Annotated in this window: 14 protein-coding genes; 7 read left to right on the top strand and 7 right to left on the bottom strand. The window is 36.1% G+C overall.

What is annotated here, in order from left to right; genetic code table 11:
* Window positions 1-257 precede the first annotated feature (257 nt).
* Entirely contained in the window at window positions 258-1,121 is an 864-nt protein-coding gene (locus AC0INN_RS00480; RefSeq protein ID WP_273650929.1) for a hypothetical protein, read from the top strand.
* Between the two features lie 85 nt (window positions 1,122-1,206).
* On the opposite strand, the gene tyrS is transcribed toward AC0INN_RS00480, so the two are convergent.
* The gene (tyrS, locus tag AC0INN_RS00485; protein WP_273650930.1) at window positions 1,207-2,502 is read right to left on the bottom strand and encodes a tyrosine--tRNA ligase; all 1,296 of its coding nucleotides are present in this window, start codon (window positions 2,500-2,502) and stop codon (window positions 1,207-1,209) included.
* A gap of 276 nt (window positions 2,503-2,778) precedes the next feature.
* Here tyrS and AC0INN_RS00490 point away from each other — a divergent pair, with 276 nt between their 5' ends.
* Window positions 2,779-3,339: an RNA polymerase sigma factor gene (locus AC0INN_RS00490; protein ID WP_273650931.1), complete on the top strand. Its 561-nt coding sequence runs from the start codon at window positions 2,779-2,781 to the stop codon at window positions 3,337-3,339.
* Window positions 3,340-3,384: 45 nt separating this feature from the next.
* Here the strand turns inward: AC0INN_RS00490 and AC0INN_RS00495 are convergent, their stop codons facing one another.
* Window positions 3,385-4,020: a hypothetical protein gene (locus tag AC0INN_RS00495; protein WP_273650932.1), complete on the bottom strand. Its 636-nt coding sequence runs from the start codon at window positions 4,018-4,020 to the stop codon at window positions 3,385-3,387.
* Between the two features lie 114 nt (window positions 4,021-4,134).
* Here AC0INN_RS00495 and lipA point away from each other — a divergent pair, with 114 nt between their 5' ends.
* Complete coding sequence (gene lipA / locus AC0INN_RS00500; RefSeq protein ID WP_172276733.1) at window positions 4,135-5,001, top strand: lipoyl synthase; 867 nt, start codon at window positions 4,135-4,137, stop codon at window positions 4,999-5,001.
* A 96-nt stretch (window positions 5,002-5,097) separates the two neighbouring features.
* On the opposite strand, the gene AC0INN_RS00505 is transcribed toward lipA, so the two are convergent.
* Entirely contained in the window at window positions 5,098-5,952 is an 855-nt protein-coding gene (locus AC0INN_RS00505) for an AraC family transcriptional regulator (RefSeq protein ID WP_273650933.1), read from the bottom strand.
* 188 nt (window positions 5,953-6,140) lie between these two features.
* On the opposite strand from AC0INN_RS00505, the gene AC0INN_RS00510 reads away from it, so the two are divergent.
* Window positions 6,141-7,337, top strand: coding sequence for an MFS transporter (locus AC0INN_RS00510; protein WP_442868078.1), 1,197 nt, complete (start codon window positions 6,141-6,143; stop codon window positions 7,335-7,337).
* 33 nt (window positions 7,338-7,370) lie between these two features.
* Here AC0INN_RS00510 and AC0INN_RS00515 read toward each other — a convergent pair whose 3' ends face one another.
* Complete coding sequence (locus tag AC0INN_RS00515; protein WP_273650935.1) at window positions 7,371-7,751, bottom strand: SpoIIAA family protein; 381 nt, start codon at window positions 7,749-7,751, stop codon at window positions 7,371-7,373.
* 111 nt (window positions 7,752-7,862) lie between these two features.
* Between AC0INN_RS00515 and AC0INN_RS00520 the strand changes: the two genes are divergently transcribed.
* Window positions 7,863-9,068: an NAD(P)/FAD-dependent oxidoreductase gene (locus tag AC0INN_RS00520; RefSeq protein WP_273650936.1), complete on the top strand. Its 1,206-nt coding sequence runs from the start codon at window positions 7,863-7,865 to the stop codon at window positions 9,066-9,068.
* A 72-nt stretch (window positions 9,069-9,140) separates the two neighbouring features.
* On the opposite strand, the gene AC0INN_RS00525 is transcribed toward AC0INN_RS00520, so the two are convergent.
* The 3 genes from AC0INN_RS00525 to AC0INN_RS00535 form a co-directional block, all read right to left on the bottom strand.
* Window positions 9,141-10,340, bottom strand: a complete 1,200-nt coding sequence (locus AC0INN_RS00525; protein WP_306611183.1) for a vWA domain-containing protein — start codon at window positions 10,338-10,340, stop codon at window positions 9,141-9,143.
* A gap of 129 nt (window positions 10,341-10,469) precedes the next feature.
* Window positions 10,470-11,144: an SIMPL domain-containing protein gene (locus AC0INN_RS00530; RefSeq protein ID WP_306611185.1), complete on the bottom strand. Its 675-nt coding sequence runs from the start codon at window positions 11,142-11,144 to the stop codon at window positions 10,470-10,472.
* Window positions 11,145-11,294: 150 nt separating this feature from the next.
* Window positions 11,295-13,049, bottom strand: a complete 1,755-nt coding sequence (locus AC0INN_RS00535) for an amidohydrolase family protein (protein ID WP_306611187.1) — start codon at window positions 13,047-13,049, stop codon at window positions 11,295-11,297.
* Between the two features lie 157 nt (window positions 13,050-13,206).
* Here AC0INN_RS00535 and AC0INN_RS00540 point away from each other — a divergent pair, with 157 nt between their 5' ends.
* Window positions 13,207-14,988, top strand: coding sequence for a tetratricopeptide repeat-containing sensor histidine kinase (locus tag AC0INN_RS00540; RefSeq protein WP_306611189.1), 1,782 nt, complete (start codon window positions 13,207-13,209; stop codon window positions 14,986-14,988).
* 93 nt (window positions 14,989-15,081) lie between these two features.
* The gene (locus tag AC0INN_RS00545) at window positions 15,082-15,816 is read left to right on the top strand and encodes a LytR/AlgR family response regulator transcription factor (RefSeq protein ID WP_172276757.1); all 735 of its coding nucleotides are present in this window, start codon (window positions 15,082-15,084) and stop codon (window positions 15,814-15,816) included.
* The last annotated feature ends 17 nt before the right edge of the window (window positions 15,817-15,833 follow it).

Here is a 15,833-nt window from a genome sequence, read left to right on the forward strand (position 1 = left end):
ACATTGAGCTCTTTATTGTTGAAGAAAAATGGGTATCAAACTTTTTATTGCGGTGAAAGAATATAAAATTAAAGAGCAAAACCATATTTAAATTTAACCTTTTATAGAATAAAAATTTCTTTCTAAGTATTACGATTACTGAGCATAATCATATTCTAATTTTGGCAGAAAAAAAAAGAATTTGTTATATTGGTCAGATAATCAATAAAATATAATCCCATTAAAAACGTATAAAATTAATTCAAAAATAAAACAAGATGAAAAAAAAACTATTTTTAGTAGGAAGCTTTTGTATATTTAATATCACAATTGCTCAAGTAGGGATTAATACTTCCAATCCTCAAGCAATTCTCCATGTTGATGGTGGGAAAGATAACGAAAAGACTGGTGTTCCTACTGTTACTCAGCAAGCTAATGATTTTGTAATAACTTCCGGAGGAAATGTAGGTGTGGCTACTATTACACCAGATCCGTCTGCTGATCTTACATTAGCGAGTGATAATAAAGGTTTTTTAGTAAATAGGGTAGCTCTTAAATCAACAACAGACGCTACTACCATTTTAAATCCTGCAACAGGTCTATTGGTGTACAATACAGGTGCAGGGGACCTAAAAAGAGCTGGGTTTTATTATAATTCAAATACACCTGGAGCTCCGGTTTGGTCTTACTTTCAACCCCAAACCAATACAAGCGGCAGTGAAGTGAAAAAAATAATTTTTACGAAAACGGCACCTTGTACAGCTGCTTTAACAGATGGGGCAGTAGAAATTGATCAATTTAAATTTTATTTTAGAAGTAGAAATGGAGACAATGTAGGAGGTTGTAAACCTTATTTGGCGCTAACAGATAACCCAGGCAATGACAAGATATTATTTTTAGGAATCAATCAACAATATGCAGGTGGTGGTTTTGAATATGATAATAAATCAATTACTTACACTAATACAAATTTTTCAACAGGCCAATTCTTAGACAAATCTAATACGGATTCGATTGCCAATAGCGAATTAAATATCATCCACATTGTAGATGCTTCTGTGAATAAGTATTATCGCGTTACATTTTATATCTCGGGCGGAGGCAATACTTATACTTATATGATTATTGCAGAGGGTTTTTAATAAAACACGCATATACATAATGTAAAGTTAAAAAAGACTATCTTGAGAAAGATAGTCTTTTTATATATTTATATATGATTTTGAATTATACTACTTTTACAATAAAATAACTCTTTTTACCTTTTTGCAGTAATAAAAATTTACCATCGATCAGGTCACTTTCGTTTGCTGTAAAAGTATCATTTATTTTTTGCTTGTTTACGGAAATTGAATTTCCTTTGATCTCTCTTTGGGCCTCACTTTTTGATTTTAAAAATCCTGATTTTTCTGAAAGAAGATCAATAATGTTGATTCCCAATACATCTGCTTTTGCTACTTCTTTTTGTGGAACTCCGTCAAAAACTTCAAGGAAAATTTCCTCATCCAGACTTACTAAATCTTCAGCAGTGGAGCGGCCGAAAAGAATTTCTGAAGCCTTTAAAGCCTTTTCATATTCTTCTCTTCCATGAACCCATACGGTTACTTCTTCAGCTAATTTCTTTTGAAGCTTTCTTTCATGTGGAGCTGTTTTGTGCTCTTCTATTAATGCTTCAATTTCTTCTTTACCCAGGAATGTATAAAATTTAATAAATCTTTCGGCATCAGCATCGGTTGCATTCAGCCAGAATTGGTAGAATTTATACGGTGATGTTTTCTTCTTATCTAACCAGTAATTTTCACCACTCTCGGATTTTCCGAATTTGGAGCCATCTGCTTTCGTGATCAAAGGAACCGTTAATGCAAAAGCTTCTCCTTGTGCCTTTCTGCGGATCAGTTCTGTCCCTGTAGTGATATTTCCCCACTGATCAGAACCTCCCATTTGTAACTTTACATTATTATTCTGGTACAAGTGCAGGAAATCATACCCCTGAATCAGCTGATAAGTAAATTCAGTAAAACTCATCCCTTCAGCTCCGGCTTCCCCTGAGAATCTCTTCTTTACGGAATCTTTAGCCATCATATAGTTTACAGTGATGTTTTTTCCCACATTTTTGGCAAAGTCTAAAAACGAGATGTTTTTCATCCAGTCGTAATTGTTTACCAACTCAGCCTTATTGGCTCCATCTCCATCAAAATTCAGAAACTGAGAAAGCTGATTTTTCAAACAGTCGACATAATGTAAAAGTGTTTCCTCATCCAGAAGATTTCTCTCCGCAGACTTTCCTGAAGGATCGCCGATCATCCCGGTAGCACCTCCTACTAATGCAATAGGCTTGTGGCCATGCTGTTGAAAATGAGCTAAAATTTTAATTTGAATAAGACTTCCAATATGCAAAGAATCAGCAGTTGGATCAAAACCGATATACGCAGTAGTTACCTCTTTATTCAGTTGTTCATCGGTTCCTGGCATCATATCAGCAAAAAGACCACGCCATTTTAATTCTTCAATAAAGGAATTCATATTATAATTTTTCTTTAAAATTTAACTGTGCAAAGATAGTAAATTCAGAAGTACGGATGGTAAAGTGTGAGGGCTAAAAAGCGAAAAGCCAAAAAACTGAAAGACAAGAATCCCATACTATATGGGTCAATTTACCTTTCATGATTTCATGATCACGGCATAATCATTTTATCATGTAAAAGCTGTCCAGGTAACTGTTTTACGAATCCTGGATTTTGCGATTTTGCCATTCAGCCATATTGTCATTTCCCCGAAAATAAATTATATTTGTTACTAATGAACGACGAACAGTTATTTTCACTTATTCAGAAAGCTAAAGAAAAAGACCAGAAGGCCCAGACAAAACTCATTAATGTTTTTTGGGTGGATGTCTTTTCTTTTGTGATGAAAAAAGTCCGTGACGAAAATGATACAGATGAAATTACGGTCAATGTTTTTTCAAAGGTGTTATCTAAACTGGATATGTACGATCCTCATTTTCAGTTTAAAACATGGATACTGACAATTGCTCAGAATACGGTTATTGATTTTTGGAGGAAGAGAAGCCGTGAAAATCAGGATCCGACAGAAAACCTGGATGAAGTGAAGAACCAGTTTGCCAAATCTCCGGAAGAACTGATGATTTCTGACGAAGAGCAAAAGAAAATCATTAAAACAATTGAATCCTTAGATGCCAATTATCAGGATATCATAAAACTTAGATTTTTTGAAGAGAAAAGCATAAAAGAAATAGCTGAAGAGTTGGGAATTTCTGTTGCAAATACCAAAGTAAGGGTAATGCGTGCTAAAAAAGTCCTGGCTGAGCTTCTCAAAAACAATGAGTTTGATGAGGATTGATAAGCCTTAAGCATTAAAATATCTCAGAAGTTTCAAAAGATATGACTACAAATGAAACTCAGCTTTTGTTTTTGGAAACTTAAAGGTTCTTTCTTCTGAATTTCTGTTTTGTAAATTAATCTTCCAGTCTTTTTTTATGACGGTTTCTTTTTCAGATTTTCCGTTGTCTGGGTTATCTTTACCTTCTACTTCTTTAGAATATACCAACTGTCCGGTGGAAAGGTTATAATCAATATCCGCCCAATAGTCTCCCGGTCTTCCGTAGCTAAGGGAATAACCAATCAGTTCGAAATGTCCGTTCTGAAAACGGTATTTATCCGTGTATCCCCATTTCCAGCTGCTTCCACCAGCCTGAGTAATTTCTAAAATTCCTTTTTTAATGGCCATACTCTGATAAGGATCTCCCATCATTCCTCCATGATTGCTTTCGAGGATGGCTTTTCTTGATTTTTCTAAAATGCCCCACTTACCATTTGTTTTTTTTAGAATCTGGATTTCACGGATATTTCCCATATCCGTAGTATCTTTCGTATTGTAGATAATTACTTTTTCTGGGATTTTATCGCCGTCAAGATCGCCATCTACGGTTTCTATAATCTCAGATCCCACAGGTTGAAATTCTTTTTGGGCAGAGCAAATGATACTGAAGAATAGAGATAAAAGGAAGAAGGTTGTTTTCATGGAAAAAATTTGGTGATCTAAATTACAATTATATTTTTAATTATGTGTTCCATCAATTTCTGCATTAGATGGTTTCCATTAAAAATTCCTTAACTTTGAAGTTCAATTTTAGAAATGGAAAATTTAGTTCAAGACACTACCGTTCAAAAACCAAAGTGGATTCGTGTAAAACTGCCTACCGGAAAGAATTACAGAGAACTGAGAACCTTGGTTGATAAATATAAATTAAATACAATTTGCCAGAGCGGGAGCTGCCCGAATATGGGGGAATGTTGGGGTGAGGGAACTGCAACTTTCATGATTCTGGGGAATATCTGTACGCGGAGCTGTGGATTTTGTGGTGTAAAAACCGGAAAACCTATGGATGTAAACTGGGATGAACCCGAGAAGGTAGCACGTTCGATCAAATTAATGAAAATTAAGCACGCAGTACTTACTTCAGTGGACCGCGATGATCTGAAGGATATGGGATCCATTCTGTGGGGGGAAACTGTAAATGCGGTACGAAGAATTTCTCCGGGAACTACAATGGAAACATTGATTCCTGATTTCCAGGGAATAACAAAGCACCTTGATCGATTGGTGGATGTTGCTCCGGAAGTGATTTCTCATAACATGGAAACAGTAAAACGTTTAACAAGGGAAGTGAGAATTCAGGCGAAATATGAAAGAAGCCTTGAAGTATTAAGATACCTGAAAGAAGCAGGACAGAGAAGAACCAAAACGGGTGTTATGCTTGGTTTGGGAGAAACAAGAGATGAAGTTTTCCAGACGATTGAGGACATCAGAAATGCCAACGTGGATGTGATTACCTTGGGGCAGTATCTTCAGCCTACTAAAAAACATCTTCCTGTAAAAAAATTCATTACACCGGAAGAATTTGATGAATTCGGTGATTTTGCAAGAAGTTTAGGTTTCAGACATGTTGAAAGTTCACCACTTGTAAGAAGTTCTTATCACGCAGAAAAACATATTCACTAAAAATACAAATCGCTCCAACACGGAGCGATTTTTTTTATTAGAAAAGGGCAGTTGATATGTAAATCAGCAAAACTCAATTTAGCTATTTAGCCTTCATCATCCCTCAATTTTAGCCAAATGCTTTTTCCTGAACTCTGATGGTGTTTCACCTACATGCTGTTTGAATAGCTTATTAAAATACGACAGACTTTCAAAACCTACCTGGAAACAAACTTCCGTTACGGACGAATCCTTTAACAAAAATATCTTTGCCTGATTGATCCTGTAGTTGTTTACAAAATCAGTAAATGTCATATTGGTTTGCTTTTTAAAATACCGGCAGAAAGCCGCAGTACTCAGGTTTACTGTTGCTGCAATGTGATTGACATTCGTTTTTTTATCATAGTTTTCATGAATGTAATCGTAAATTGTTCCCATTCTTATTTTATCGTTAAGAAACCATTTGATCCGGGTATCTTCGTTATTCAGTTCTTTTACTTCATTTGAGTTGGCAAGGATCTGTAGGATTTCAATTAATCCGATGAGGGAATCAAAATTTCCTGTAGTCATGAGGCTATGCATTTTTTCAACGACGATCCGCTTTGTGTCTCCGGAGAAAGATAGTCCAAGATAGGAACGTTCCAGAAGATGTCTGATATCGTCAAATTCGGGAACCGGATCAATAATATCCTGTAAAAAATTTTCTCTCATCTGGAGAACCATCTGTCTGCACTCTGTTTGGATTTTGTAATCGAAGTTGAGATGTGGAACATTAGAGCCAATCAGTAAAAGGTCACTATTAGTAAAACCGGAAATATCTTTTCCTATATGGCGGATTCCATTTATGGCTTCAACATAAACCAATTCTATTTCAGGATGATAATGCCAGAAAAAGCAGTCTTTCAAGGAAGGAGAAAAAAGCTTGAATGATTTTCCTTTTTCGAAGTCAATAATTTCTTTCTGGATTTTCATTTGGTTCTATCTTGATTACTTTGAGATTTAAAATTAAATAAAAAGGTCAATACGGAGCAAATTTTTATCATTTGAGTGGAAGCAGAATTGAAAATTTCTATCGATTTTTGCACTTTCAAATAATAGGATTGCTTTTACTATCTCTAAAACAAAGAAGCAATTGAAAGAAACAAAATGATATGGGAATGATAGATAAGAGGATTATACCACTGGCCATTGGTGGTTTGGGGATTGGAACAACAGAATTCACCATTATGGGCTTACTGCCCGATATTGCTAAAACTTTACAGGTAAGTATTCCCGAAGCCGGGCATCTTATTTCTGCATATGCACTAGGAGTCGTTATTGGGGCTCCGATATTAATCGGTTACTCTGTGAAGTTTCCACCTAAAAAAGTATTGATTGTTTTAATGATGATTTTTACTTTGTTTAACGGTTTATCAGCGATAGCACCAGATTACACATCAATGCTCATTATCCGGTTTTTGTCTGGCCTGCCACATGGAGCATTTTTCGGAGTAGGGACCGTAGTGGCATCTCGGCTGGCAGGAAAAGGCAAGGAGGCATTCTATATTTCTTTAATGTTCACCGGGCTTACTATAGCGAACCTGGCAATGGTGCCCCTGGTCACTTATATAGGACATACCTTCCACTGGAGATGGTATTTCGTGATTGTCGCGGTAATTGGATTATTTGCCTTATTGTTTTTAAAGTTCTGGCTTCCTACCATGGAAACAAAGCAGGATACACACTTTCTGGAGGAATTAAAATTTCTAAAAAATAAACAATCCTGGCTGGTATTATTAATTACCGCAATAGGATTTGGCGGACTATTTACCTGGTTTAGTTATATTACACCACTAATGACCATCATTGCGGGCATTAAGGCAAGTCAGATGGCATATGTTATGATTTTGGCGGGAGCAGGAATGGTAGTGGGAAATCTGGCTGGAGGTTTTTTATCAGATAAATTAGGGCCCGAAAAAACATGTTCTCTTTTATTACTTCTGATGATGTCGTCATTGGCAGGTGTATTTTTCTTTTCAGAAAACAGTATTATTGCTCTGGTACTTACTTTTGTATGTGGTGCGTTATCAATGTCTGTGGCTGCCCCGATTAATATTATGATGATGAAAGCCGCTCCAAGAAGCGAAATGATGGCTGCGGCCTTTATGCAGGCTGCTTTTAATATTGCCAATGCAATGGGAGCATTTTTAGGTGGAATTCCTTTAGAACATGGATTTTCGTTTAAATATCCTTCTTTGGTGGGTGTCGGAATGACGTTTATAGGACTGATGATCAGTATACGGTATATGTATTTATACAGATCTTCAAAACTTATAACAGAAGAAATAACAGTGGAATGTATTCCGGGAGATCAATAAAAAAAAGAGGCATTTGCCTCTTTTTTTAATCCTTTATGCTTCAACTTCATTACCGTTCTTACACCAGTAAAGGGCATTGTATACATTTTCTTTAGGAAAAGACTTGAATTCACCGGGCATCAGGACACTGAATATATCGGTGAAATTCTGAACACCTGTGCTATCCGTCACAATAGCTGTACGATTCCATTTAGCAAGGTTTTTTAGTCCCAAAAGTGCGTCTTGTAACCATGCTCCCATGGTAAAATTCTCCAGATCCGTATCTAAATACAACAAATAATTAAGTTCATCAAACTGATCGACCTTTTGTTTTACATGGGGAATAACAAGGTTTTCAAAGTCCTCTCGGGTCACTTCTCCCGTTGCGCTGAACGCCGCAACATTCTCCGGGGCATCTGGAATAATAGTAATCATAGTATATTTTTTATGGTTTGGTGGTATTTCACCAACAATAATTACACCAATAATCGTCCGAAAATCGTTAAAATACTCACAAATATTAGTATTTTAGTTTAAAATATTAATATGGATTTAAAATCGAATGAACCATTTTGGTTATTAAAGAATGGATTGACAGCCTCTTATCCTTCTTTAAAATCAGATGAAGAATGTGATGTATTGATTATCGGGGGTGGAATAACGGGAAGTCTGATTGCCCACCAGATGGTAAAAGATGGATACAGGACGATCCTTATTGATAAACGGGAGATTTGTAACGGAAGCACCTCAGCCACTACTTCTATGCTGCAATATGAAATTGATATTCCACTTTTTAAACTGATTGATCAGATCGGGGAAAAAGGAGCTGTTGAAAGCTACAAAGCCTGTTCAGATGCTATTGATATAATAGAACAGCTTACAAAAGAATTAAAATCAAAGGCCGGTTTTAAAAGAAAAAGATCTCTGTATTATGCGTCAAGAAAAAAAGATATACAGTGGTTGCAGCAGGAATTTGAAGCCAGAAAAAAATACGGATTCGAAGTGGAATGGCTTGATGCTGAAGAAATTCAAAAAGAATTCGGATTTCAAAATACATTTGGAGGAATTGTTTCTAAGCAGGGAGCAAGCGTAGATGCATTCAAATTGGCCCATGAATTATTGGAATTTAATCATAAGAAAGGACTTCTTGTATTTGATAAGACAGAGATGAAAGCGGCAAAGAGTTACAGAGGATATAATCTTGTAAGCACAATAAACGGACCTCAGATCAAAGCTAAAAAGATCATTTATTGTATAGGCTATGAGAGTAAAAGTCTGATCAAAGAAAATTTTGTGGATCTCAAAAGCACATATGCTCTAGTTTCCGAGATTGATGATGATAAATTTAAAAATATCTCCAGTACACTGGTCTGGAATACAGATGAACCTTATATGTATATGAGGACTACTGATGACGGAAGGTTACTGATCGGAGGAGGGGATGAGGATTTTTATGACGCGAAAAAGCGGGATGCATTGCTGGATAAAAAAGAAAAACAGATTCTGAAAACATTAAAAAAGATCAGGCCCGATTACCATTTTTATACAGATTTTGTATGGGCTGGAACCTTCGGGGAAACTAAAGACGGGTTACCTTATATAGGTGAACATGAGAAATTCAATAATTCCTATTTTGTGCTTGGTTTTGGTGGAAACGGGATTACTTTTTCAGTTACAGGAATGGAAATGACATCCCTTTTTATGAAAAATAAAAAACATCCCTTATCGAGATATTTTAAGTTTGAAAGATAAAACCAGATGGTTATGAAACATCATCCACCTGGTTTTATCATTACTATATTGGTGGCTTCCAAGCTGCCAATATTATATAGTATATCCGCTTTTTCTGGCCAATTCCAAGATTGAAGTTTCGATAGCTTTGCCCAGATCATCAGAGTCTGCATTTCCTCTTTTTTTCATTTCGTTATCGATATAGTCCTGTCTTTTTTTGGATAGCCCCTCAATTTCTTTTTGAATCTTTTCCCGTTCGACAGATTTCTCCGTTACCAGCCTTTTTACTTCATCTTTAGTTTTGCCTTTTAATTCAGCGGGGAGTTCACTTTCTTTAACAGTTGTTATAAAGTTGACATCCTTTTCCGCTTTGTCTACAAGGTCCCAATGATCATTCTTATATGCATTCTTTTTACTTTTGGCTACCGTTCTTTCCACCGCATTGGAAACAGACTGAACTGCTGCATTTTTATCCTGCATGATCTGTTTGCTCTTGTATTCGGAACCATGGCTTCCGTAATATACATAAGTGTCATTGAGTTTCGTGTTATACTCTGAAATTTTAGCATCATATGGTGTTTCCACATAGATTACCTTTCTGTCACTATCGATATTAAAGTACTTTCCATCACCTGTAACAGCTCCATTTTGCCAGAATGACTGGATACCTTCATTTCTGTCACCACAAAATATAGTATTGGTATAGATTTTTTTTGCCTTAGCAGATGAAATAACTTCCTTGTAGTTAATTCTTCCCTGATCAAACGGCTCATTACCGGCAATGTAGATAAGTTTCATACTCTTATCATTTTTATCCCAGTTCAGATTCATAGCCGCATCCCGGATCACGGCACCGCAGTATTCACTTCCACCATTGGTTCTTAATCCAAATAATTTTTCTGAAACCAGATCCAGATCCTGTGTTAGGGGAGTTACCTGGCGGATGAAATTTTCATCGCGAATTCCGTCATTGCCATATTCGTATAATGCAATTTCTATTTGTGGTGCTTTTCCTTCATACTTTAATGTAGTCAGCGTATTTACAATATTCCAGAGTCTGGATTTAGCCTGATCGATTAATCCATCCATGCTGTTCGAAGTATCCAGTAAAAGGGCAACCTGAATTTTGTTATCCCCTGATGATGGTTGTGCAGTATACAAAGAAGGTCTTTGTGTTGTAATGTGCTCAATTACCGAAGGATTGCTTTTTCCCATACAACGTGTCTCTGTAAGGCTATTAGAACTTAAAAAAGCAGCACCTATACTCAATGTTAAAATTTTTAAAGTTGTCATTATTTATATTTTTAATTGTTTATTTTCTATACTAATGAATTTGCAATGTTTTGGATTTTACCTTAAAGGAAAAATTGATGACCCTTTAGTTTGAACAAAGGCAACTGCGGATAGCTGCCTTTAGCATTTTTAAAGTATCTCGTATCTGGTTTTAATGCTGTATTTCAATTTGATATTTTCAATATTTTCAAATGAATAATCAACTCCTGCATCAGCTTCCATTTGTACATTACTGGATTTTCTCATGTAGGCAGACATTGGCATAATAGTGTCACTTGTATAATCCTCGATCTCTATAATTTCTAAAGGAGCTCCGGTTTTTTTACCCATGCTTTCCAGTAAATAATCCGCTTTTTCTTTAGCTGCCTTTAATGCATTTATTTTTACGGTTTTTCTGAAATCTGCAATTTTGGTATTTTTTACCTCTGCAATATTCAGGTTGCTTACCCACTTTTGATTTAACCCTTCGAATACCTTACTGAGGTTGGTCTTAGCATTTACCTTAAACTGAAAACTTTTGGTGAACTTGGTTGTTTTTGAGTAAAGATTCTGATACATTGATTTGAAGGTGATATCCTCATTCTTTACCCCATTACTTTTTAAAGTTTCGAATAATTTCTTTTCATTGTCTGCCAGCTCATTTTTGTTGTCGGCCTTTATTCCGATGTTGAAGATGATTTCGTCCGGCTCTACTTCCATTTCAGCAACTCCCGTTACCTCAATTGCATTTTTCTTTACTTCCTGTGCGTTTATTAAACTTCCTGCTGTAAGGAATCCGATTAATAAAAAATGTCTCAATTTCATAATTTCTTGTTTTAAATTCTGAAGTAAAATTAGCCCGATTGTAAACCTGAAATGGAGAGACTTGGTGAAATGAAGTTTTCACTTGGTGAAATGACAAAAAAAAGACAGTTCACTCGAACTGTCTTTTTATTATAGGTATTTAAATTCTTTTTAAGGCAAGAAAAAGACCTTTGAAATCTTATTGTCTTTTATTTCATAGATGGCAGTTGCTTCTACTTTTCCGTTTTTCCTGATTCCTGAAACACTTTCTTTATCCATGACAAAATTCCCTTTGATCAGCCTATTGGTAATTTCACAATGAAGATCCGGCAATTTGTCAAACATAGCGCTGTAGGTTTTTCTCATGGCATCTTTTCCCTTGCTTATTAATTTATCAGGGAAAGTATAGAGTTCGACATCGTCGGCATAAGGTTCTAGAAATGCATCTATATTTCTGGCATTGTATCCGTTTACCTGTTGCTGGACAAGGATTTCCGGGGTAATTTTTAAAATTTTATCAGGCTGTATTGGCTGTCCGTTTTTGAAAATCATTTCTATCTGGGTAAGATGATCCAGATTTTCAGTGGGATCTGCGCGTAAAAGAACCATATCTGCTACTTTACCGGTGTTTATACTTCCCGAAATATTTTCTTTATTAAAGATCTTGGCTGGATTAATTGTTGCAGACTGAATGATCTGCCAGTTGTTCATTCCACTTTCTTTCATTGCTTTTAGCTCGGCAAGAAAGGAAGTAGCATGTTGGGTGGCAATGTTTCCCGCATCTGTACCCGCTGCAATGGTTACTCCTCCGTCCGAAAGTCTTTTTAGATTAATGATTCTTACAGAATCTTTCTTTCTGGCGTAAGCGTTCAGCTGAGGTAGGTTGAAACGCTTTTTCATCTTATTAATCGTTGTGGAGTCTGCAGAATCTGCTAAATGTTGAAGATCATAGATAGATCCTACTGTTTGTGGATTCGAATTCTCCAGTTCATAGGTATTGTATTTCTTTTTCTGGGCATAGGTTTTAAAGTAATTATCCATCACCGTGAGTGTCGGGCTGAGTACTACTTTTTTTGATTTAAGAAGTTTGATAAAGTCATCTGGTACAACTTCATCTTCCACATCATGCACTAAAAAGTCGGCTCCATTTTGTACGGCAATCTGTGCGGTAATTCTTTCCGTAGCATGTACTGCAACTTTAAGGTTGTTTTTGTGAGCTTCTTCAATAATAGTTTTAATAATAGGCTCATATTTTCTTGCCATGGCTTCTATTTCTTTCGGGTCTGCCATAACGATATACCATATTTTGATAAAGTCGGGTTTATAGGGAAGTTGCTCCTGAACCATTTTGCGTCCCTCTTCACTGGTTTTCACTAGTTTGAAAGGCTCATTTTTATCCAGGTTTTTAAAAGCTTCGGGCTCGTAGGTTGTAATAAGTGGCCCTGTCATATAAACAGAAGGCAGAGTAGGATTTTTTGCAAATGAATCTCTTAATTTCAGAAAGTTGAAAGTAGCCCCGGCATCGATGACGGAAGTAATTCCATTTTTAAGATAACGCAGTAAAAAATCTTCCATATTCTGATGTACCCAATCTATTTCTTTTTCATAAGGGATCTGCTTTCTGAGATCAAATGCATCCGGTCTCGTATATAAGCCTCCGCTCTGGAAGAAATGAACGTGGGCATCCGTCATTCCCGGCATCAGAAATTTACCTTTTCCATCTATAACCGTCGCATTTTTAGGGATTGTTACTTTATGCCCCGGTTTGATTTCAGAGATCATGTCTTTTGTAACCACTACGGTTTGATTGGGAATCATTTTTTTATTCATCACATCCACAACCGTTACATTCTGAATGTAGGTTTGTGCATGAATTGTCTGGGTAAGAAAACACAGAAGGGACAGTAAATACAAATAGGTTTTCATGAGTTTCTTTTAAGAGATTTGTAATTCACAAATATATGAAAACAGGTGTATTGATTATTATTTCTTTTAAACTTGGTGAAATATACGTTTCACTTGGTGAATGGTAAGAGACGATACCTAAAGTTTTACTTACTTTGCATAATAGATTTGGATACAAGTGAAATTACTTTTTAAAATTATATTACTCATTACCTTGGCAATTGGAAGTTCTTTTTTTGCCCAGGATTCCATGAAGGTTTCTAAAGTACTTAAGTCTGCCTCCAAAATTAGAAAAGCGGTTGATAATAATGATAATAAAACGGTCGCGGATACCTATGTCGGTATGGCAAATGATTATTACGGGCAGGGAAATTATGCAAAAAGTGAAGAATACCTGATAAAAGCAAGGAATCTATACCAAAACCTAAACGATAAAAAGAACCTCGAATTTGTAACCCGAAAGCTCGCGCAGTCCCAGGAAAAACAAAATAAAATAAGTCCGGCCATCCTTAACTACAGCAGAGCAGCTGATATCAGCTACTCAAAGGAAAACAAAAGCATCAATACCAACGATGTTACCAGGCTCTCGTCACCTTCTAAGGAAGAGAGGGCGGAAGCGATCCAGAGCAATATTGATATCAGCAGGAAAGACAATGAAAAAGCAGATCTGGCAGCCAGTTACAGTCAGTTAGCTGATGTAAACATCCAGCAAAACGATATACCTAAAGCTGAAGCGAATCTTAAAAGTGCTTACACAATTTCCAAAAAGCAGATGGAACCTCAGCAGGCTCTGGAAATTAATCAGAAGCTGACCAATTTTTATGTTGAGAATAAAGATTTTGATAAAGCCATTGAAGCCAAGAAGAAAGTTTTGAAAGAGGACTTTGTAAAAGATAATTCTCAGAAAAAAGTAGAGCAGATCCAGGAGCTCGCTGATATTTATATAAAAAAAAATGACACAAAAAGTGCTATTGAAACATTGAAAAGTGCCTACAATATTGCACTGGAAAAAGGACATACGCTGGAGGCCCAGAAAAGTGTAAAAAGATTGGACAGTTTGTACAGTGTTTCCGAAAATACAGATGAATCGGTAAAGCTATACAGGGATTTTCTCGGACGATTACCGGATCTTGTTTCAAAGGACAGAAGTCTTGTTGATAATAAAATTCTTGAAGACACCGAACAAAGAATAGCACAATTAGAAAAAGAAAGGGAATTAAAAGATGAGCTGATCCGCAAAAAGAATGCATTTAATTATAGCCTTATAGGAGCCTTGGTTGTATTGGCAGGATTGGCAGGCTTCATTTTATGGACCTTAAAGAAAGTTCAGATCAAAAATAAAAAAATAGCTTTACAATCCCTTCGCCGGGAAATGAATCCACATTTCATTTTCAACAGTTTAAATAGTGTGAATCAATTCATCGCCACGAATAATGAGTTGGAGGCGAATCAATACCTGACAAAATTTTCGAAACTGATGCGCGGTGTTATGGAAAACTCAGCAGAGGATTTTATTCCTTTCCAACAGGAACTCGATCTGTTACAGAACTATCTGGCTCTGGAAAAAACACGGTTTGCAGATAAATTTGACTATGAAATCAAGGTGGATGAAAGTCTGAATTTACAGAGTCTACTGATACCCGGCATGCTGATCCAGCCTTTTTTGGAAAATGCGATATGGCATGGGCTACGGTATCGTCAGAACAAAGGATTTTTACAACTGAATTTTGAGAAGCAGGGTCAATATATGATAATAACCGTTGATGATAACGGAATAGGTATTGAAGAAAGTAAAAAATTGAAAACAGAACATCAAAAATCAAGGCAAGGAAGGGGGATGAAAAATACGATGGAAAGAATTACATTGTTAAATGACCTTTATAAACAGGACATCCACTGTACCATAACGGATAAAAAGAATGAACAAGGTGTAACTGTACAGATCCGCTATAAATTATAACTTTTTCAGGATTATCTTATCTAATAGACGTTTGTATTTCAACTAAATATTATATTTTTACATGTAAACCGGACATTATCCGGATCTGTATCAATGAAAATAAAAGCTGTTATCATAGATGATGAGGTTATTGCAAGAGAGGTTCTAAGGAATTATCTTACAAAATATTGTCCTCAGGTAGAAATCCTCGGTGAAGCCGAAAATATAAAAGATGCCGTTCCTCTGATCGCTGAGAAGCTTCCGCAGCTTGTTTTTCTGGATGTGGAAATGCCATTCGGGAATGCTTTTGATGTCTTGGAAGCTACTAAGGATTACACCTATGAAACGATCTTTATAACTGCTTTTTCTCAATATTCCTTACAGGCTCTTAATAAGTCGGCCAGCTATTATATTTTAAAACCTATAGATATCCAGGAGCTGATTCTTGCCGTCAATAAAGTAGCAGAAAGCCTTGAAAAAAAGGAAGAGCTGAACCGGAATAAAATACTGTTGGAAAATCTCAAAGTAAAACCTGATAAGCAGCAACTTATCCTGCCGACATTACAGGGATTTGATGTTGTGAAAACTGAAGAAATAGTAAGACTGCAGGCAGATGGAAATTTTACCCTCGTTTATCTTACAGACGGAACCAAAAAGATGGTATGCAGATTTTTAAAACATTTTGATGATCTTCTTGAAGCTCCCTTTGTCAGAGTTCATCGTTCACATATCATCAATACAGGTTTTGTTAAATCATATCACAAAAGCGGGACTGTTACTTTATTGGATGATGCTGAAATTGAGGTTTCAGGGACATTCAAAGAAGCTTTTCTTAAAACCTTTTCTTAGCTTTATGTTAAGGGGAA

Source organism: Chryseobacterium subflavum (assembly GCF_055762745.1).